The organism is Streptomyces sp. NPDC099050 (assembly GCF_044759865.1).
GTDB lineage: Bacteria > Actinomycetota > Actinomycetes > Streptomycetales > Streptomycetaceae > Streptomyces.
Map to the genome: position 1 here is coordinate 1 of NZ_JBIWAE010000012.1, position 19,506 is coordinate 19,506.

Annotated in this window: 15 protein-coding genes; 6 read left to right on the top strand and 9 right to left on the bottom strand. The window is 71.2% G+C overall.

What is annotated here, in order from left to right; translation table 11 throughout:
- Positions 1-475: 475 nt before the first annotated feature.
- The 3 genes from ACIQV3_RS20760 to xdhC are packed head-to-tail and all read left to right on the top strand — an operon-like array spanning position 476 to position 5,272.
- Positions 476-1,999, top strand: coding sequence for a xanthine dehydrogenase small subunit (locus ACIQV3_RS20760; protein ID WP_403713874.1), 1,524 nt, complete (start codon positions 476-478; stop codon positions 1,997-1,999).
- Positions 1,996-4,404, top strand: a complete 2,409-nt coding sequence (xdhB, locus tag ACIQV3_RS20765) for a xanthine dehydrogenase molybdopterin binding subunit (RefSeq protein WP_403713875.1) — start codon at positions 1,996-1,998, stop codon at positions 4,402-4,404. Before ACIQV3_RS20760 ends, xdhB begins: the two co-directional genes overlap by 4 nt.
- Position 4,405: 1 nt before the next feature.
- Positions 4,406-5,272, top strand: a complete 867-nt coding sequence (gene xdhC / locus ACIQV3_RS20770; RefSeq protein ID WP_403714131.1) for a xanthine dehydrogenase accessory protein XdhC — start codon at positions 4,406-4,408, stop codon at positions 5,270-5,272.
- Positions 5,273-5,340: 68 nt separating this feature from the next.
- Here xdhC and ACIQV3_RS20775 read toward each other — a convergent pair whose 3' ends face one another.
- The 4 genes from ACIQV3_RS20775 to ACIQV3_RS20790 all read right to left on the bottom strand — a co-directional run bounded on the left by ACIQV3_RS20775 (position 5,341) and on the right by ACIQV3_RS20790 (position 10,302).
- Positions 5,341-6,534: an MFS transporter gene (locus ACIQV3_RS20775; RefSeq protein ID WP_403713876.1), complete on the bottom strand. Its 1,194-nt coding sequence runs from the start codon at positions 6,532-6,534 to the stop codon at positions 5,341-5,343.
- Between the two features lie 38 nt (positions 6,535-6,572).
- The gene (locus ACIQV3_RS20780; protein WP_403713877.1) at positions 6,573-7,061 is read right to left on the bottom strand and encodes a hypothetical protein; all 489 of its coding nucleotides are present in this window, start codon (positions 7,059-7,061) and stop codon (positions 6,573-6,575) included.
- Between the two features lie 118 nt (positions 7,062-7,179).
- A complete protein-coding gene (locus ACIQV3_RS20785; protein ID WP_403713878.1) occupies positions 7,180-8,373 on the bottom strand; it encodes a serine hydrolase domain-containing protein in 1,194 nt (397 codons plus the stop codon).
- Between the two features lie 135 nt (positions 8,374-8,508).
- Positions 8,509-10,302, bottom strand: a complete 1,794-nt coding sequence (locus tag ACIQV3_RS20790; RefSeq protein WP_403713879.1) for a beta-galactosidase family protein — start codon at positions 10,300-10,302, stop codon at positions 8,509-8,511.
- 560 nt (positions 10,303-10,862) lie between these two features.
- Here ACIQV3_RS20790 and ACIQV3_RS20795 point away from each other — a divergent pair.
- The 3 genes from ACIQV3_RS20795 to ACIQV3_RS20805 are packed head-to-tail and all read left to right on the top strand — an operon-like array spanning position 10,863 to position 14,960.
- On the top strand, positions 10,863-13,130 hold the full coding sequence (locus ACIQV3_RS20795; protein ID WP_403713880.1) for an MMPL family transporter: 2,268 nt from the start codon (positions 10,863-10,865) through the stop codon (positions 13,128-13,130).
- A gap of 5 nt (positions 13,131-13,135) precedes the next feature.
- Positions 13,136-14,317 (top strand): sensor histidine kinase, encoded by a 1,182-nt coding sequence (locus tag ACIQV3_RS20800; RefSeq protein WP_403713881.1) that lies wholly within the window; start codon positions 13,136-13,138, stop codon positions 14,315-14,317.
- 1 nt (position 14,318) lies between these two features.
- Positions 14,319-14,960: a response regulator gene (locus ACIQV3_RS20805; protein WP_403713882.1), complete on the top strand. Its 642-nt coding sequence runs from the start codon at positions 14,319-14,321 to the stop codon at positions 14,958-14,960.
- A 94-nt stretch (positions 14,961-15,054) separates the two neighbouring features.
- Here ACIQV3_RS20805 and ACIQV3_RS20810 read toward each other — a convergent pair whose 3' ends face one another.
- From ACIQV3_RS20810 to sigK, 5 genes are all read right to left on the bottom strand, one after another.
- Positions 15,055-15,198, bottom strand: coding sequence for a hypothetical protein (locus ACIQV3_RS20810; RefSeq protein ID WP_403713883.1), 144 nt, complete (start codon positions 15,196-15,198; stop codon positions 15,055-15,057).
- 188 nt (positions 15,199-15,386) lie between these two features.
- Positions 15,387-16,043 carry a fasciclin domain-containing protein gene (locus tag ACIQV3_RS20815; protein WP_403713884.1) on the bottom strand — a complete coding sequence of 219 codons (657 nt, stop codon included), beginning with the start codon at positions 16,041-16,043 and terminating at the stop codon, positions 15,387-15,389.
- Between the two features lie 86 nt (positions 16,044-16,129).
- Positions 16,130-17,707, bottom strand: coding sequence for a molybdopterin-dependent oxidoreductase (locus tag ACIQV3_RS20820; RefSeq protein WP_403713885.1), 1,578 nt, complete (start codon positions 17,705-17,707; stop codon positions 16,130-16,132).
- 109 nt (positions 17,708-17,816) lie between these two features.
- Positions 17,817-18,563: an anti-sigma factor domain-containing protein gene (locus tag ACIQV3_RS20825; RefSeq protein WP_403713886.1), complete on the bottom strand. Its 747-nt coding sequence runs from the start codon at positions 18,561-18,563 to the stop codon at positions 17,817-17,819.
- Entirely contained in the window at positions 18,560-19,165 is a 606-nt protein-coding gene (sigK, locus tag ACIQV3_RS20830) for an ECF RNA polymerase sigma factor SigK (RefSeq protein ID WP_403713887.1), read from the bottom strand. The genes ACIQV3_RS20825 and sigK overlap by 4 nt, the downstream gene beginning before the upstream one ends.
- Between the last annotated feature and the right edge of the window lie 341 nt (positions 19,166-19,506).

Below are 19,506 nucleotides of genomic sequence, written 5' to 3' on the forward strand. Positions count from 1 at the left end.
GACGGAGGCGCAGCGAACTCCGGCGCTTCGCGCCTCCGCTCAAGGATGCGTTTCCCTCCCCGGCTGAAGCCGGGGATACCCACGCAAGATCAGGGATGGAATCGTCCTAATTGATGCTTGACCGATCAACCTTCGGCACGTAGCTTCTACCGCACCAACTCGTGAGCCACTGGAAGGGGGCGAAGCCGGATGTCCACCATCTCCGCACCGCTTCGCCTCACCCACCAGACCGCCTGGGCTCCGGGTCGAGTGGCACACGGCTGCTGAAGCGGCCCTTCCCCGGCGTGCCCTTTCGCGGCCCCGGGGGTTTTTCGTACCACCATCTCCTTCACCACCCCTGCCAGGCTTACGGCACTTCGTTGTGTGCCGATCTGTCGCGCTCCCGGTTATCGAGCCGCGACCACTGAACGAGAAAGCTCCTGCACATGGCGACTAGCACAGTCCGATCGACCGCGCCCCGGAACGGGGACGCACCGTGGTAGCGGCGCGCATCACGGTCAACGGGAAAGAGACACCGATCGCTCCGGCCGCAGCCCACACCACGGTGCTGGACTTCCTGCGCGACCGCGGCCTCACCGGCACCAAGGAGGGCTGCGCCGAGGGTGAATGCGGTGCCTGTTCGGTGCTGGTGGCCCGGCCCGGGGTGAACAAGCCCACCGACTGGGTGGCGGTCAACGCCTGCCTGGTTCCGGCCCTGGCGCTCGACGGTCAGGAGGTCGTCACCTCCGAGGGCCTCGCCACCGTCGACGCTTCCGGCGCGGCGACCGCACTGCACCCCGTACAGCAGGAGATGGCCGTCCGCGGCGGCTCCCAATGCGGTTACTGCACACCGGGGTTCATCTGCAGCATGGCCTCCGAGTACTACCGGCCGGACCGCTGCGCACACGCGGACACGGCCGCGGACACGGCCGCGGACACGGTCGCGGACCCGGCTCACGCCATCGACTCCGACTCCGATTCCCACGCCGACTCCGAGCACGGGCCGAACGGCTTCGACCTGCACGCGCTGAGCGGGAACCTCTGCCGCTGCACCGGCTACCGCCCCATCCGTGACGCTGCGTTCGCCGTCGGCGCGCCCGCCGAGGACGACGCCTTGGCACAGCGTCGCGAGCAGTCCCCGCCCGAAGCCGTCGCCACCGAATACACCCGGGGCGACAGCGCGTTCCTGCGGCCCGGCACGCTCGCGGAGACGGTGCGTCTGCTGCGCGAGCGGCCCGAGGCCGTGGTGGTCGCCGGCAGTACCGACTGGGGCGTGGAGGTGAACATCCGCTCCCGCCGGGCGGGTTGCGTGGTCGCGGTCGACCGGCTGCCCGAACTGCGGGAACTGCGCGTGGAGTCCGACCACATCGAGATCGGAGCGGCGCAGACGCTGACCGAGATCGAACGCCGCCTCGACGGCAGCGTCCCGCTCCTGGCGGAGCTCTTCCCGCAGTTCGCGTCCCGGCTGATCCGCAACAGTGCGACCCTCGGCGGCAACCTGGGCACCGGCTCCCCCATCGGCGACAGCCCGCCGGTGCTGCTCGCGCTGGAGGCCTCGCTGCTGCTGGCCGGCGCCGATGGCGAGCGCGAGGTCCCCCTGGCCGAGTACTTCACCGGCTACCGGCAGAGCGTGCGCCGCCCCGGCGAACTGATCCGCGCGGTGCGCGTTCCGCTGCCGCTGTCGCCGGTCACCGCCTTCCACAAGATCGCCAAGCGGCGCTTCGACGACATCTCCAGCGTGGCGGTCGCCTTCGCCCTCGACATCGAGGACGGGATCGTCCGCAAGGCGCGGATCGGCCTGGGCGGCGTGGCCGCCACTCCGATCCGCGCTCTCACCACCGAGGCCGCCCTGGAGGGCAAGGCCTGGACGGCCGAGACCGTCGAGGCCGCGGCCCGGGTCCTGCGGGCCGAAGGCACCCCGATGGACGACCACCGCGCCAGCGCCCTCTACCGCTCCGCGATGCTCGGCCAGAGCCTGAACAAGCTGTACGCGCAAACCACCGAGGCGGTGTCGTCATGAGCCAGTTGTCCGAGCGTCCCGAAAAGCCCGTCGTCGGTCTGTCGATGCCGCACGAGAGTGCGAACCTGCACGTCACCGGAGCGGCGCTCTACACCGACGACCTGGTCCACCGCACCAAGGACGTCCTGCACGCCTACCCGGTCCAGGTCATGAAGGCCCACGGCAGGATCACGGCGCTGCGCACCGAGCCCGCGCTGGCCGTGCCGGGCGTGGTCCGCGTACTGACGGGGGCCGACGTGCCCGGCGTCAACGACGCCGGGATGAAGCACGACGAACCGCTGTTCCCCGACACGGTCATGTTCCACGGCCACGCGGTCGCCTGGGTCCTGGGCGAGAGCGTGGAGGCGGCCCGCCTCGGTGCGGCGGCCGTCGAGGTGGAACTCGACGAAGAACCCTCCGTGATCACCTTGCGGGAGGCGATCGAGAGCGAGAACTTCCACGGCGCCCGGCCCCGGATGGAGACCGGTGACGTCGAGGCCGGCTTCGAGGACTCCGCACACGTGTTCTCCGGGGAGTTCCAGTTCTCCGACCAGGAACACTTCTATCTCGAAACGCACGCGGCGCTCGCCCTCCTGGACGAGAACGGGCAGATGTTCGTCCAGAGCAGCACCCAGCATCCCTCGGAGACCCAGGAGATCGTCGCCCACGTACTCGGCCTGCACAGTCACGAGGTGACCGTGCAGTGCCTGCGGATGGGCGGCGGCTTCGGCGGCAAGGAGATGCAGCCGCACGGGTTCGCGGCGGTGGCCGCGCTCGGCGCCAGGCTCACCGGCCGGCCGGTCCGGGTACGGCTCAACCGGACCCAGGACCTGACCATGTCCGGCAAGCGCCACGGGTTCCACGCCACGTGGAAGATCGGCTTCGACGCCGAGGGCCGCATCCAGGCCCTGGACGCCACCCTGACCGCCGACGGCGGCTGGAGCCTGGACCTGTCCGAGCCCGTGGTGGCCCGCGCGCTCTGCCACATCGACAACACCTACTGGATCCCCAACGCCCGCGTCGCCGGCCGCATCGCCAAGACCAACAAGGTCTCCAACACCGCCTTCCGCGGTTTCGGCGGACCCCAGGGCATGCTGGTGATCGAGGACATCATGGGCCGCTGCGCGCCGCTGCTCGGCCTGGATCCGATGGAGCTGCGCGAGCGCAACTTCTACCGGCAGGGCCAGTCGACGCCGTACGGGCAGCCGGTCCCCCACCCCGAGCGGATCTCCGCCATCTGGCAGCAGGTCCGGGAGGACGCCGCCCTGGCCGATCGCCGGCGCGAGATCGCGGCCTTCAACGCCGCGCACCCGCACACCAAGCGGGCGCTCGCGATGACCGGGATCAAGTTCGGCATCTCCTTCAACCTCACCGCCTTCAACCAGGCCGGCGCGCTGGTGCTGGTCTACAAGGACGGCTCCGTCCTGATCAACCACGGCGGCACCGAGATGGGCCAGGGCCTGCACACCAAGATGCTGCAGGTGGCCGCGACCACGCTCGGCATCCCGCTGCACAAGGTACGGCTGGCCCCGACGCGCACCGACAAGGTGCCCAACACCTCGGCGACCGCCGCCAGTGCGGGTGCGGACCTCAACGGCGCGGCGGTGAAGAACGCCTGCGAGCAGATCCGCGAGCGGCTGCTCCAGGTGGCCGGCACGCAGCTGGGTACGAACGCCTCGGACGTGCGCATCGTCGAGGGCGTCGCGCGCGCCCTGGGCGTCGACAAGGAGCTGGCCTGGGACGACCTGGTCCGTACCGCCTACTTCCAGCGGGTCCAGCTCTCGGCGGCCGGCTTCTACCGGACCGAGGGCCTGCACTGGGACGCGAAGGCGTTCCACGGCTCGCCGTTCAAGTACTTCTCCTACGGGGCCGCCGCGACCGAGGTGGAAGTGGACGGCTTCACCGGCGCGTACCGGATCCGGCGCGTGGACATCGTCCACGATGTGGGCGACAGCCTCTCGCCGATGATCGACATCGGTCAGGTCGAGGGCGGTTTCGTCCAGGGCGCGGGCTGGCTGACGCTGGAGGACATGCGCTGGGACTCCGGCGACGGCCCGAACCGCGGCCGGCTGCTGACCCAGGCCGCGAGCACCTACAAGCTGCCGAGCTTCTCGGAGATGCCCGAGGAGTTCAACGTCAGGCTGATGGAGAACGCCACCGAGGAGGGCGCGGTCTACGGGTCCAAGGCGGTCGGCGAGCCCCCGCTGATGCTGGCCTTCTCGGTGCGGGAGGCCCTGCGGCAGGCGGCCGCGGAGTTCGGGCCCGCCGGAATCAGCGTGGAGCTCGCCTCGCCGGCCACGCCGGAAGCGGTGTACTGGGCGATCGAAGGAGCCCGCCGGGGCGGGCGGTCGTCCGAAGGCATCGGGGTCCGTGCCGGTGCCGGTGCCGATGCAGGCGCCGATGCAGGCGCCTTGAGCGATGTCTGACATGAGCTGGGTCGCCGCGGTCGCGCGGTTGCGGGCACGCCGGGAACCCGGTGTGCTCGTGACCGTCGCGACCGTGCGCGGCCACGCGCCCCGTCGGGCCGGTGCCAAGCTCGTCGTGGGGCGGACCGGGACCTGGGGGTCGATCGGCGGGGGCAACATCGAGGCCGTCGCCATCGACCGGGCGCGCGAGCTGAACGGCGCGGCCGATCCGGAGCCGGAGCTGATGGAGTTCGCCCTGAACGACAAGGTCACCAGCCGGCACGGCGTGCAGTGCTGCGGCGGGGCCGTCACCGTGCTGCTCGAACCGCTGCCGGTGGTCCAGGCGGTGGCCGTTTTCGGCGTCGGGCACGTCGGGCTGGAACTGGCGCGCATCCTGGCCCGTCAGGACCTCGACCTGCACCTCGTCGACAGCCGCCCCGACATGCTGGCCGAAGAACGGCTCGGCGTGCTGGCCGACGCGGTGGCGCAGGTCCACGTCCACCACACCCCGCTGCTGCCGGAAACGGTGCTCGGGGAGCTGCCGCCCGGCACCCACGTGCTGATCATGACGCACGATCACGCCGAGGACGCCGCGCTGTGCGACGCCGCCCTGCGCACCGACGGTCTCGGCTCCATCGGCCTGATCGGCTCGTCCGCGAAGTGGTCGCGGTTCCGGCAGCGCCTGGCGGCGGAGGGTGGTCACGACGCCGGCACCATCGACCGGATCACGAGCCCGATCGGACTGGCCGACATCACCGGAAAGGAGCCCGCCACGATCGCGGTCAGCGTCGCGGCGGACCTGCTCCGCACCTTCGAACAGGACCGCCACTGGGCGGTCCCGAGCACCCTTGCCGAGGTGCCGTACCCCACGGTCGCCGGCAGCGCGTGAGTCCTCGCGGGCGCACGCGCCGCCCGCGCCGGCGGGCGGGCCGAGCCGGGCCGGGAGGCTCCGTACGCTCAGTTCGCGGCGGCCCGCACCGGGCGCCTGAGCAGGTAACCGGCCGCGCCCACGACGAGCACCGCCATGCAGGCGATGAACACCAGTCCCGCGCCCTCGAGCCCGAGGGGGCCCTCCAGCAGTCCCACGCCGATCACCGGCAGCGAGATGCCCGTGTACGCCACCAGGAACAGCGTGGAGATCACGGCTGCCCGCTGGTCGGCGGGTGACGCCCCGGCCACCGCGGACAGGGCCCCTCGGAAGGCCAGCCCCTGCCCGAGTCCGCCGACGAGCGCGCTCAGCACCACCAGCGCCAGCAGGTCCCACCACAGCGCGCCCGCGAGCAGCGCCAGTCCCGCGAGCAGCACGGCGCACCCCAGCGGCAGCGAGCGCTCCACCCCGACGCGGCCGACGGCCAGCTGCCCGGCGGTGGAGGCGAAGAAGGCCAGGGCGACCACCAGCCCGCTCACGGCCCGGTTGTGCACGTCCAGGGACTCCGCGAGGAACGCCGGGCTGACGGAGGTGAACACCCCGAACAAGGCGAAGCCCACGAACGCGGCGGTCGCGGCCGGCCCGAACACCGCCCGGACCTGCGGGGGCAGCGCGGGCCGCTGCGGTCGTACGGTGCTCAGCGCCCGGCGCTCGCGCACGGTCTCCGGGAGGATCAGCAGGATGACGGCCGCGCCCGCCACGAGCCCGAGGTGCACCACGAAGGGCAGGTACAGCGGCCAGGAGGCGTACTCCGCGAGGACCCCGGCGAGCAGCGGGCCGCAGCCCAGTCCGCCCATGTTGGCGGCCGTCGCGACGAAGGTGGCCCGTGAGGCACCGCCGGGCGGTGCCAGCTCCATCACGTACGCCGTGGCGGCCCCGGTGAACAGGCCGGCGGACAGACCGGACAGCAGCCGTCCCGCGTACAGCCAGGGCATCCCGTCGGCGCACAGGAAGCAGACGGCGCTCGCCGCGGCGAAGCCCAGTCCCGCCAGCAGCACCGGCCGCCGGCCCACGGCGTCGGAGGCGTTGCCCGCCAGCAGCAGGACGCCGATCACCCCGAAGGCGTACACGGCGTACACCACGGTGACCATCAGCGCGGAGAAGCCGAACTTCTCCTGGTAGAGCCCGTAGAGGGGGGTCGGCAGCGTGGTGCCGGCCATGCAGACGGCGAACACCGCCCCGCTCAGCAGGGTCGGGCTCCACCCTTGTCGATCAAGGTCCATGCCGCCGACCGTATCCCGTGGGGAGCCCGGGGCCAGCGTCAGTACACCAGCTTGTAGGTCACGTCCTTGGGGACCGGTTCCGGTGCGGTGTCGGTGTAGAGGAGCCGGATCGTGGTGAAGCGGCGGAGGTCGGGGTGCTCGGGCCAGGGCTGCGGATCGCCCAGGGTCACCGTGACCGGGTAGGCCCGGAAGCGGCCGGCAGCGCAGTACGGGCGGCAGTCGTTGACCATGTCGGTGCCGGTGGCCGTGGCGCTGGCCGGCCCCCAGGTGTTCCAGCGGAGCCGGACGAGCCGGTTGTTCCCGTCGCCGCAGGCGAGGAGGTACTCGGCGGGGCGCATCTGGGCCTGCGAGAAGCAGTCGACGACCACGACCGGATCCGGGGCCGGGTCCCGGGCGGGCTCCCGGGCCGGTGCCGCGGAGGCCGGGAGCACGGCGGCCGTCATCGCCGCCACCGCGCACAGCAGGGTGGCCGTCCGCGCCGTGCGCCGGGATGCGTGTGCGGGGCGCTCACCTGCGGAAACGTTCACGGAAGACCTTCCTTGCCCTTGCCCTTGCCGCTGTGCCCGGCTCCGGCACCACCGGCGTCTTCCCAGCTTCCCCCATGGGGGTGGAGCGCGCACCCGCGGGAACCGCGGGCGCGCGTCCTCACTTGCGCAGCAGGGCGCAGACGAAGTCCTCCTGGACCTCCCGGACCTGTTCGAGCAGGTCCGGATTGATGGTGAGGGACGTCTGCGTGGTGATCGAGAAGGTCAACGACCGCCGGCCGTCCGCCGTGGCCGCGACGAGCTGCGTGTAACCGGCCGTGTTGCCGGTGTGGCCGTAAACCGTTCCGCAGCGGGTGGTGTAGCGGAAGATCGCCAGGCCCGCCTCGGTGCGGCCGGGGCCGGGGGGCTGGGACAGGGCGCCCGGGATGAACCGGAACTGCTGGCGCCGGGTGCGCTCCGAGACGAGGGCGCCGCCCGCGTAGCCCCTGATGAACGCGGTCAGGTCCTTCGGCGTCGAGACGATCCCGCCGGACGCCCAGGCGCCCGAGGCGCCCACGGCCTCGCTGACGTCGACGGGCCCTTCCCGCGGATCGATCTGGTAGCCGTGCAGGAAGGGGGTGGGCAGCCGGTGGCCCTGGGGCAGGCTCGTGGCCCGCAGGCCCAGCGGCTCGTAGACGAGCTCGCGCAGCAGCGTCTCGTACCGGCGTCCGGTGGCGGCCTCGGCCATGAGGGCGACGGCGATGTTGTCGGAGTTGGAGTAGGCGTAGCGGCTGCCCGGCGGGAAGCCGAGGTCCTCGTCGGCTACGAACTCCAGCAGTCGGCGGGAGTCGAAGCGGTGACGGGGGTCCCGGGAGACGATGTCGATGAACGCCCGGGAGGACGAGTAGTCCGGCAACCCGCTGGTGTGATTGAGGAGTTGGCGGAGCGTCACACCATGCCACGCGTCCGGCTGTCCGGGCAGCACCTCGCCGATCGTGTCGTCGAGCCGCAGCCGGCCGCGGTCGACGAGCACGAGGGCCACCGCTCCACTGAAGGCCTTGGCGACGCTGGCGATCCGCATGTGGTCCGTGGCCCGCGGCGGCCGGCCGCTCTCCACGTCGGCCACGCCCGCCCGGAAGACCTCCGTACGGTCGCCGTCGCGCAGGACGGCGATGACCCCCGGGGGCCCGTCGGGCCGCTCCACGAGCTGCCGCAGCTCCTGGTGGAGCGCGCCCCCGGAGGGCGGATTGCGGTCCGCTCCGGCCTGGGCGGGCTGCACGGTGACGGCGAGCAGGGCGCCGCACGCGGCGGTGGCGGCGGCCAGGCGCAGCGACGGACGGATCCGACCGGAGTGGCCGTGCGGGCGTCGGGACACGGAGGTACCTCCCAGGGAAGACGGACGCGGTGGCCCACGATGACAGGGCCCCCACCGCCTCCGGCTGCGACACGGCCGCAGTCCGGTGGGCCGTGGCCCATCCGGCCCTGCCGGGCTCGCGCGCCGTCGGCCCGGCTACCAGACCGGAATGGGTGCGGGCGCCTCCGTGCCGAGGTCGGGTGCGTCGCGGAGTTCCACGGCGGTCCCGGGGCGGTGGAGTTCGAGGATCACCAGGGTGTTCTCGCCTGCGCGCCACAGGGGACCCGGTGCGTACAGGGTCTTCTGCGGGCCGCGCTCCCAGAACCGGCCCAGGGCGAAGCCGTTCAGCCAGACCATGCCCTTGGTCCACCCGGGGAGGGCGATGAACGCGTCGGCCGCGGAGTCCAGTTCGACGGTGACCCGGTGGAAGGACGGGCCGTCGGCGGGCTCGCCGTGGCCGAACGCGAGTCCCGTGAGGTCGTCGAGGGGCAGCGGCCTGATCTCCCAGCCGAACTGGTACTGGTTGTCCAGCCGTACTCCGTCGCGGATGCCCTTGCGATCGGCCAGCAGCGGACCGTAGTTGATCCGCCCCTGGTTCTCCACCAGGATGTCGAGCTCCGCTCCCCCGTCGGGCACGGCGACGGTCAGCGCCGCCTGCGGCTCGTCCCGTTCCAGCAGCCCGATCTCGCGCCCGTCCAGGAAGACCTGGGCCCGGTCGGCGAGTCCGTCGATGCGCAGGGCCGATTCGGGCAGGGGGCCCCGCAGGCGGGTCCGGTAGTGGATCAGGCCCAGGGACTGGCCCGCTTCCTCCATGGTCAGCGGTTCGACGTGGTGAACGGGCTTGGACAGGGCGTCCAGTGAGTCGGCCAGTGAGACGCGCCCGTCCACGGTGAGCAGTTGGGGCGCCACGCGCGGGGGCAGGGCGGGGAGCTCATGGGTGACGGGGGCGGTGTGACGCCCGATGACCTCGCGGAAGAGGTGGAACTTCCGGGTGAGTTCGCCGGCCTCGCCGACGGGGGCGTCGTAGTCGTAGCTGGTCACGTCGGGCTGGTAGGTGGTGCCGTCGTGGTTGGCTCCGTTCCACCAGCCGAAGTTGGTGCCGCCGTGACCCATGTAGATGTTCACCGAGGCACCCGCGGCGAGCAGGCTGTCCAGGGTGGCGGCGGCGTCCTGCGGGTCGCGCGTGTGGTGCGGCTCGCCCCAGTGGTCGAACCAGCCGTGCCAGTACTCCACACAGACCAGCGGCCCTTGCGGCTGGTACGCGCGCAGGGTGGCGAGCGAGCTCTCGGGGCGCGAGCCGAAGGTTCCGGTGGTCAGGACGCCGGGGATGCGGCCGCCGAGCTGGAACCCGTGGTCGGCCCCGTCGGTGGTGAACAGCAGGCAGTCGAGGCCCCGTCGGACCAGGCCGTCGCGGAGGTGCTCCAGATAGCCGGTGTCGTTGCCGAAGCTGCCGTACTCGTTCTCGACGCCCACCGCCACGACCGGCCCGCCCCGGCTGCCGAGGAGGGGGATCAGGACGGGGGCCAGGGTGTCGAACCACGCGTCCACGGCGGCCAGGTACGCGGGGTCGCGGCGGCGGAGCCGCATCGTACGGTCGGCCAGCAGCCATCCGGGCAGTCCGCCGAAGTCCCATTCGGCGCAGATGTAGGGGCCCGGCCGGACGATGACGTCGAGTCCGAGGTCGCCGGCGGTCCGGATGAAGGCCGCGACGTCGTTCGGCCCGTCGAAGGTGAACGCGCCGGGGCTGGGCTCGTGGACGTTCCAGGCCACGTAGGTCTCGACGGTGTTCACGCCCATCGCGCGCAGGCGCAGCAGGCGGTCGGCCCAGAGGCCGGGGTGCACCCGGAAGTAGTGGATGGCCGCGGAAACGATCCGGTGGGGGCGGCCGTTGCGCAGGAAGCCCGTCTCGTCCGTGGTCAGCGTCGTGATCGGCGGCTGCGGTGGCTTCACGTTGGGCGCTCTCTTTCGGTGACTTCAGGTGACGTCCGGGTGACTTCCGGTAGTGCTCGACTCGTCGGCGGACAGGGGCTCCGGCAGGAAGAAGCCCCCGCATAGAAAGCGCTTTCTATGGGCCTCTGATCACGCTAGGCTGAAGCAGCCCGAGGGGTCAAGGGAGATCACATGCGGGAGCGGGTGGAGGAGCGGCACGAGAGGGTGATGCGGCTCGTGCGGGAGCACGGGAGCACGGGAGCGTGAGGCTCCGCGACCTCGCCACCGAGCTCGGGATCCGTGGTCGGCCTCGAAGAACAGCACCGCCGAGGCGCGCTCCGCCGACCGGAGGTCTTCCTCTCGCGCCGGCCTGACCTGTACCGAATCCATCGTCCTACGCTACCGGCCGAGCCGCGCCGAACCACTCCAATAACCGTGCCTGAGCGCACAGTTCGCACTCCCGTCCCGAGTCGCCCGCGCCGCCGACCTGGTGGGTCATTCGGGTGTCCACCGACCGGTGGACAAGAAGTTCAGTCTGCTGGACGTCATGCCCGCCACACCCCGACGCGCATGATCCAAGCATGAACCGACTACCTGTCAGAATCGCCCGATGGAGCGCCCGGCACGCAGGCCGAGCGATCGCCTGCTGGTTCGCCTTCGTCATCCTCTGCCTCGGCACCGGCATCGCCGTCGGCACCCACCAGGCCGCCTCCGAGGACTTCCGTGTCGGCGAGGCCGGCCGCGCCGAAGCGATCGCCGCCGAAGGCGGTCTGGAGCGCAGACCCACCGAGCAGATACTCATCCGCTCCCGGTCCGGCCCCCTGGACCCGGCGGCGGCCGGCGTGGCCGCTCAGGACGTCAGCGAGCGCATGCGCCGACTGCCCGGGGTCGACCGTGTCGCCGCTCCCCTCCGCTCCCGGGACGGCACGGCCCTGATGGTGGCCGTGGTCATGAAGGGCCCCGAGCTGGACGGGAAGAAGAACGTCGTTCCGCTCCTGGAGCAGACCGCGCAGGTGGCCGCCGCCCATCCCGGCCTGATCGTGGAGGAGACCGGCTCCCCCGCCATCAGCAAGGGGGTCAATGACCAGCGGGGCAAGGACCTGGCCCTGTCCGAGCGCCTCACGCTGCCCATCACCCTTGTGACCCTGCTGCTCGTGTTCGGCTCCGTCGTGATGGCGGGCGTCCCGTTGCTCCTCGCGCTCTCCTCGATCGCGGCCGCCCTCGGGCTGTCCATGGTCGCCTCCCATGTCCTGCCCGATCCCGGCGTCGGCACCAACATGATTCTGCTGATCGGGCTCGCCGTCGGTGTCGACTACACCCTCTTCTACCTGGAGCGGGAGCGCGAGGAGCGGGCCCGCGCCCAGGGGCGGCTGAGTTCCGAAGCCCTGGTCGAGCTGGCGGCCGCGACCGCGGGACGGGCCATCGTGGTCTCCGGGCTCGCCGTGATCGTGTCCACCGCTTCCCTCTACCTGGCCACCGACGTCATCTTCTCGTCCCTGGCGACCGGAACCATCCTCGTCGTCGCGGTGGCCGTCGCCAGCTCGCTGACCGTGCTACCCGCGTTGCTGGTGAAGATCGGGCACCGCACCGAGCGCCGGGCGGCCCGCGCCGCGGAACGCCGCGCCCTGCGGGGCGAGCAGCCCCGTGTATCGCTGCCGTGGCCGCGGCGTGCGGGCCGTCGCGGTCACGAAGCCCGCGCGAAGACCGGACGGCTGTCCGGCGCCGTGCTGAGCCCTGCCCGCAAGCGGCCCCTGCTCACCCTGTCCGTTTCCGTTCTCGTCATGCTGGGCCTGGCCGCACCCGCGTTCGGCCTGAAACTGGTCGATCCGGGCCGGGACACCTTCTCCCGGGACATCCCCGCCATGCAGGTCTACGACCGGCTCAACGCGGCCTTCCCCGAACTGACCACCCAGCACCGGGTGAGCGTCCGGTCCACCCCTGAGCGCGCCGGTGAGGTCCGTGAGGCCCTGACGGAGCTCGGCCGGCGCACCCAGAACGATCCGCTCTTCCACAAGACTGCCGAGCCGAAGATCCTCGCCTCGGCCGACGGCCGGATCAGCGTACTTGAGCTGGCCGTTCCGTTCCCCGCCACCTCGCAGGAGGGTGTCGCCTCTCTGACCCGGCTCCGCCATGAGCACCTGCCCGCGACGACCGGCGCGCTGGTGGGAGCCGAGACGGCCGTATCGGGAGACGTGGCCCGTGGCCGTGACTATGTGGATCACGAGAACGGCAAACTCCCCCTGGTCCTCGGGTTCCTGCTGCTGACGACCTTCCTGATGACCCTCTGGGCCTTCCGTTCGGTCGTCATCGCCCTGATCGGGGTGCTCCTCAACCTGCTGTCGGCCGGGGCAGCCCTCGGCGCTCTCGTCGTCACCTTCCAGGGGACATGGGCGGAAGGCCTCCTGGGCTTCGACTCCCTCGGCGCGATCGCCTCCAGGGTCCCGCTGTTCCTCTTCGTCATCCTCTTCGGACTTTCCATGGACTACCAGGTGTTCGTCGTCAGCCGCATCAAGGAGGCGATGGACAACGGGATGACCGCCCGCGAGGCGGTGCTCGACGGCATCAGTCGATCCGCGAAGGTGGTGACCAGTGCGGCCATAGTGATGGTGACGGTGTTCGGTGCCTTCGTCGCCCTGCACCTCACCGAGATGAAGCAGATGGGTTTCTGCCTCGCCCTCGCGGTCCTGCTGGACGCCGTGGTGGTCCGGCTGATGGTCCTTCCGTCGCTGCTGCTCCTCCTCGGGGACCGGGCTTGGCGCCCGCTGCGCCGCGCGCGTCGCAGGCCGCCGGCAGCGCGCGGTGCGGGGAGCCCCGTATCCGCCGTGCGCCCACCGCAGAACGTAGGCTGACGATCATGCTGCAACGGCCCCGGCACGGCGACCCGTTCTGGATATGGATGCTCCACTGGTGGGACATCCTGTCCTGGGCGGTCATCGGACTGCTGATCCTCCTCACCGCCCTCGCCGATCTCCCCGGTGCGGTGAAGTACGGGTCGCTCGTGCTGCTGGCCCTGCTCGCCTCCAGCTACGTGTTCGTCAGGCGGCTGCCCGGGAATCCCGTCCGCGGCGGGTACGCCCACCTGATCGTGCTGATCGTCACCCTGGCGGCCCTCTCGTACCTGCGCGACGGATACGGAGTGCTCTACACCCTGGCCCTGCCGCAGTTCGTCATCTTCGTCGAGAACCTGCGGGCCGCGATCGTCCTCAGCGGCCTGGGCGCCACGGCGATCACCCTCGGCGGCACCCTGAGGCAGGGCTGGAGCGCCGAGCACCTCACCACGAACACCGTCTCCTCCCTCTCCGTCTACGCGGTGAGCGTCCTGATAGCTCTGCTCACCCCGAGGGCACTCGCGGCCCGCGACGAACGGGCCCAGCTTCGAGCGGAGTTGGACAGCGCCCAGATCGACCTGGCCGCGGCCCACCGGGTCCAGGGCGCGGCGCAGGAACGCGAACGCCTCGCCCGGGAGATCCACGACACCCTGGCCCAGGGCTTCGCCTCCATCATCGTGCTGGCGGAGGCGGCCCGCTCCAGTCTGGAGACCGATCCGGTGCGCAGCGCGCAGCAGTTGCTCTCCATCGAGCAGACAGCGCGGGAGAACTTCGCCGAGGCCCGGGTGCTGGTCGGGGCCGCCCCGCAGAGCGGCCTCACACCGGGATCCGTCGCGGCAACCCTGCGCCGGACCCTGGACCGCTTCTCCGAGGACACCGGGCTCCATGTGATCTCCGACCTGGAAGAGGTCGAATGCGACCAGCCGACCCGGATCGCACTGCTGCGCTGCACCCAGGAGTCCCTGGCCAACGTTCGGAAGCACGCCGCCGCCTCGACGGTGGACGTGGTCCTCGCGCAACGGCCGTACGGCGTCGAGCTGGAGATCACCGACGACGGTCAGGGCTTCGCCGTCGAGGACGCCCACGGGTTCGGCCTCGGCGGCATGAGAAAGCGGCTGGCCGAACTCGGCGGGGACCTCACGGTCACCAGCTCCGTCGGGGACGGCACCCGCGTCCTGGCCCTGATCCCCACGAACGATGAGGCATGACATGACCCCAGAACCGTCCCTGCGCGTCGTGGTGGTGGACGACCACACGGTCATGCGCGCCGGAGTCGTCGCCCTGCTGGCCTCGGAACCGACCGTCGAGATCATCGGCGAAGCCGGGGACGGCCGGGCCGCCGTGGACCTGATCGAGCGCCTGCGACCGGACGTCGCACTGATCGACCTGCGGATGCCGGTGCTCGACGGGGCGAGCGCCACGGCCGAGATCGTCGCCGGCCCCGCCCCCACCCGCGTGCTGATCCTGACGACGTACGACACCGACGAGGAGATCGAGCGTGCGGTAGAGGCCGGGGCGATCGGATACCTGCTCAAGGACACCACCCGCGAGCAGCTCGTCGACGCCATCCACTCCGCGGCACGGGGCGAGACCGTCCTGGCCCCCCGGGTCGCGGAGCGGCTGGTGGCCCGGATGCGCAGGCCCGCCGTCGTGCCGTTGACCGCCCGCGAGGTGGACGTGCTGGGCGCGGTCGCGGACGGCCTGTCCAATGCCGAGATCGGCCGGCGTCTGGTCATCGCCGAGGCCACGGTCAAGACCCACCTGCTCAGGGTCTTCGCCAAACTGGACGTCAGCGACCGCACCCACGCGGTGGTCGTGGCCATGCAGCGAGGCCTCCTGGCCCGCCGCTGACCTCACTGAGACCCCAACCCCGCCCCCAACGGCCCTTGACAAAGCGGAAGCTGGGGTTGAAAAAGGGCGGCTCGTTGGCCGAGTTCCCCGCGCGTCAGTGGGCGGACCCTCCGAATTCCGCGTGCTGCGGGTGAAAGGCGTACTCGGCCTCGTCTTCTGACGGCGGGGCCGGGAAGGTGATCTGGCGTGCCTCCGCCCGCGCTTGCACCAGGAGATTCTCGAACTCTTCGTCGGTCATGGGGCTCACCTCGCGGAATTCTCTACGTAGGTGATTCGTAGCGGGGCTACCGCAGGATTGGCCCGCTGTGTCCCCACGGGACAGCGGGGAGGCTCCTCCATGGACCGTCTCGACGGTCGGGGTGTGACTACGGGCCGGACCCCTCGGCAAGAGGTCCGGCCCGTGACTCCCCGGGTCGTGCGCGGGTGTTACTTGGGCATCAGGACGGTGTCGACGATGTAGACGTTGGCGTTGGCGGTCTTGACGTTGCCGCAGACGACGTTGGAGGTGTCGTTGACCTTGTAGGCCTCGCCCGAGCCGTTGGTGGTGAGCTTGGTCTTCTCCAAGGTGTCGAAGGAGCCCGACTCCAGCTGCTTCGGGGTCAGCTTCTCGCCGACCACGTGGTACGTGAGGATCTTGGTGAGGGTGGCCTTGTCGGCGAGGACCTTGTCGAGGTCGGCCTTCGGGATCTTGGCGAAGGCCTCGTTGGTCGGCGCGAACACCGTGATGTTCTGGGCGTTGTTCAGGGTGTCGACGAGCCCGGCCTGCTTCACGGCCGCCACCAGGGTGGACAGCGCCGGGTTGTTGGACGCCGCGGTCGCGACCGGGTCCTTGGCCATCCCGTCGAAGGAGCCGGCGCCGTCGGCGGGAACCCCCGCACAGGCCGGGCCGAACGGCTTGTCCCCGGCCATCGACGCGTCCGGCGTCGCCGGCTGCGAGGCGGCGGGAGCTTCGCTGCTCTTGTCCGCGGAGGATCCGGACGCGGAGTCACTGCCCGAGTCGGAGCAGGCTGACAGAGCGAAAGGCAGAACGGCCGCGGCGGCCACGGCGAGAGCGGTACGACGGAAACGAAGCGTGCTGGACATGTGGAAACTCCTGTTGGTTTTCGAAGGGTTGAGCAGGGAGGAAAGGTCTGGGGCGCCGGCTGGCTCGCGGCCGGTCCGGGCGCGGGTCAACCTGCGGTGACGAAGACGCTGTGCCAACCGCTGGCGCCGTCGGGGATGGTCCGGGTGCGTTCCTCGGTCTGCACCTGGCCGGTTCCGTCGGTGGCGCGGACGGTGAGGGTGTGGCCGCCGGGTGTGGTCTTCCAGGGGTAGGACCACTGGCGCCAGGTATCGACGGTGGCCTGGGGGGCGAGGTCCGCGTCCTGCCACGGTCCGTCGTCGATGCGGACTTCGACGCGCCGGATGCCGCGGCGCTGAGCCCAGGCGACGCCGGCGATCATGACGGTCTCGCCGGTGGGCCGGGCAAAGGGTTTGGGGGTGTCGATGCGCGCCTGCGTCTTGATCGGCGCCTTGCGGGCCCACTTGCGCTTGACCCAGTACGCGTCGTAGGAGTCGAAGGTCGTGAGCTCGATGTCCTCGATCCACTTGCAGGCGGACACGTAGCCGTAGAGACCGGGCACGAGCATCCGGACGGGGAAACCGTGCTCGAACGGCAGCGGCTCACCGTTCATGGCCACGGCCAGGATCGCGTCGCGTCCGTCCATGACGTCCTCGACGGGCGAGCCCAGGGTCATACCGTCCACCGAGCGGGCGATCAGCTGATCGGCCTTGCCGCCCTGGGACGGCGGTGTGACCCCGCACTCACGGAGCAGGTCGTCCAGGCGTACGCCGAGCCAGCGTGCGTGGCCGATGTAAGGACCGCCGACCTCATTGGACACACAGGTCAAGGTGATGTCCCGCTCGATGAGCGGACGGTCCAAGAGGTCCTGGAAGGTATAGGTACGGGAACGGGTGACGCCCTTTCCGTGGACGCGGAGCCGCCACGTGTCGCTGTCGATCCTGGGGACGACCAGAGCGGTGTCCACGCGGTAGAAGTCCTTGTTGGGGGTGGTGAAGGAGCTGATGCCCTCCGCCTTCAGCTGGACTCCCCTCGGGAGGGGCGGTGCCGGGGAGGAGGGGGCGGGCAGCTCGACGGCGGACCGGGAGGCGACGGCGCCCTGGGCGCGCCGGCCGGTCAGGGTGCGGCCCAGGGCGCCCGCGCCGGTCGCGGCGACGGCCGTGACGGACGCGGCGAAGAGGAAGCCGCGCCGCGACCAGCCATCGGAGCCGGCTTCGGCGGCAGGTGTGCGCGAGAGCTTCCCGGCGAGGAAGTACAGGATCGCGGCTCCCGCGGCGGCGCCCGCCATCGAAGGCAGGACATCCCCGAATCCGCCGGTGTCGGGGCGGCTCAGCGCGGCTACCGCGCCGATGAGGCCGAAGAGGAGGACGCCGGCGGCTCCGGTGCGCCGGTGGCGCAGGGAGAGGATCCCGAGGACGACGCCGAGGAACCCGAGGACGGCGAGGATGCCGAGCTGGAGGACCAGCTTGTCGCTCTCGCCGAAGGTGCGGATCGCGAAGTCCTTCACCGCGGCGGGCGTCCTGTCGATGGCGGCGCCGCCGACCACCGTCACCGGTCCGGCCTGCGGCCGCACCACGGATGCCACGAGCTCTGCCACCGCCAGGGCCGTGTAACCGGCCAGGAGGCCGGACACGGCGCCGAGTGCGCCGCGGATGAGGGACTTGCGGTAGGTGCTCACACCCTCCATTCGCTGTGCTCCGTCCGGCGGATTGGTCCCTTCTCGGAAGAGGCTCTTCTGCCGGATGGGGCGGGTACCGAGGGTGACGGTGCCGACCGCCGACCGCGGCCCGGGCCGGTCAGGCGGGCAGGCTGAGCAGCACGAGGGGGCTGGTGGTGGGCTGCGGTGATCCGCCGTCGGGCTCCAGGGTCAGTCCCACCGCGCGTGCCCGGCCGGGGTCGCCCTGCATGAGGACGGTGCCGTCGTGGTCGATGAGTCCGGCCGGCCGCATCGTGCCGTGGTCGTCGAACCACAGCTGGTAGGTCTTCCCGGCGGGCGCCGACGCCAGTCCGGTGGCGGCGAACACGGACTTTCCCAGCCGTGCGGAGGTGGCCACGGAGGTGGTGGCTCCGGTGCTGGTGCGGCCGTGCACGGTGCGGGTATCGGGGGCGGCCAGCACGGCTGACACGTCCCGGACCTGCTCCTGTGCGCGGTGGGCTTGTGTCCGTGCTTGCTGGAGTTGCTGGTGCTGCCAGATCGCGACCCCGCCGAGGGAGGCTGCCGCAGCGATGCTGGCCGCGACGGCGAGCGGCCCGATCCGGCGCGTGAAGGCTGACAGCAGCCTCACCGGCCGCTCCGCGCGGGTGGGAGGGGGCAGTTGACGGACGCCGTCGATGCGGTGCATGACCGCATGCTTCATCGGGGCGGGTGCGGGGAGGCTGACCGCTCCGGCGAGGCGGGCGGCGGCGGCTGAGAACCCGGCGACTTCCCGGGCGCAGGGCTCGCAGCGTTCGAGGTGGGCGGTGAAGGCAAGGTGTTCTGGACCGGTGAGAGCGTCCAGGGCAAAGGCGCCGGTCAGGGCATGCAGGTCTTGGGCCTGTTTCATGTGGTCACCCCCATGCAGTCGCGCAGACGGATCAGTCCGTCGCGCATTCGGGTCTTGATGGTGGGCAGGGGCGCTTGGAGGGACTCGGCGACTTCACGGTAGGTGAGTCCCCGGTAGTAGGCCAGGGTCACGGCCTGGCGCTGGAGTTCGGTCAATGCGGCCATGCAACGGCGTACCTGCTCGCTCTCCAGGCGGGTTTCGACCTGCTCGGAGACCTCGTCGAAGGACGTCTGCCGGTCGCGAATCGCGCCGGCCTGGTCACGGTTGGCGGCGGCCTGGGCCGAACGGACCCGGTCGACGGCGCGGCGGTGCGCGATGGTCGCCGCCCAGGTCATCACGGAACCCTGCTCAGGGCGGTAGCGGGCAGCCTGTCGCCACAGGTCGATCATGACTTCCTGGGCCACCTCTTCCGACTGGGCCCGGTCGCGGACGACTTTGACGACGATGCCGAACACGGTGCTGGACACGGCGTCGTAGATGAGCGAGAAGGCGTCCTTGTCTCCGCGACTCACCGCTTCCATCACGTCCTCGAGGCGCTTGCCGCCGGGTTCGGGGCGCCTGCCGCCGGGTTCGGGGCCGTCGAAGGCCGGACGCGGCCTCAAAGGTGTCCCCCGCCGCATCGTGCGGTCTTCCGCTGTAAGGGCCCGTCGTGGGTACGTGGTGGCATGAACGGTCCTTCGCTGGCGATCAGGTGCATCAGGTGCCGACCCCGTCCGGGAGCCGCAAGGGGCCGGCCTCGTTTGTCCGGTACTGCCTTGGCCATTCTTCGTAGCGGGTGCCCCGACGGCTTGGATCCGTCGCGTTCCGTCCGGCAATCGCATGCACCAGGTCATCCGATCGAGCGAACCGGGCCGCCGACCGAGCGCCGGTGGACCGGCACACCATGCCGGGCTCCCGTCGCCCTCCCATCACTCGACACTCGGCACGCAGCCAATCCGCGGCA

Excerpts from the sequence above, each read along its gene's own strand:
- ACIQV3_RS20775 (WP_403713876.1), bottom strand. The coding sequence starts at position 6,534 with ATGGACCTTGATCGACAAGGGTGGAGCCCGACCCTGCTGAGCGGGGCG.
- ACIQV3_RS20815 (WP_403713884.1), bottom strand. The coding sequence starts at position 16,043 with ATGTCCAGCACGCTTCGTTTCCGTCGTACCGCTCTCGCCGTGGCCGCC.
- ACIQV3_RS20795 (WP_403713880.1), top strand. The coding sequence starts at position 10,863 with ATGAACCGACTACCTGTCAGAATCGCCCGATGGAGCGCCCGGCACGCA.
- ACIQV3_RS20825 (WP_403713886.1), bottom strand. The coding sequence starts at position 18,563 with ATGAAACAGGCCCAAGACCTGCATGCCCTGACCGGCGCCTTTGCCCTG.
- ACIQV3_RS20805 (WP_403713882.1), top strand. The coding sequence starts at position 14,319 with ATGACCCCAGAACCGTCCCTGCGCGTCGTGGTGGTGGACGACCACACG.
- ACIQV3_RS20810 (WP_403713883.1), bottom strand. The coding sequence starts at position 15,198 with ATGACCGACGAAGAGTTCGAGAATCTCCTGGTGCAAGCGCGGGCGGAG.
- ACIQV3_RS20800 (WP_403713881.1), top strand. The coding sequence starts at position 13,136 with ATGCTGCAACGGCCCCGGCACGGCGACCCGTTCTGGATATGGATGCTC.
- xdhC (WP_403714131.1), top strand. The coding sequence starts at position 4,406 with ATGAGCTGGGTCGCCGCGGTCGCGCGGTTGCGGGCACGCCGGGAACCC.
- xdhB (WP_403713875.1), top strand. The coding sequence starts at position 1,996 with ATGAGCCAGTTGTCCGAGCGTCCCGAAAAGCCCGTCGTCGGTCTGTCG.
- ACIQV3_RS20820 (WP_403713885.1), bottom strand. The coding sequence starts at position 17,707 with ATGGAGGGTGTGAGCACCTACCGCAAGTCCCTCATCCGCGGCGCACTC.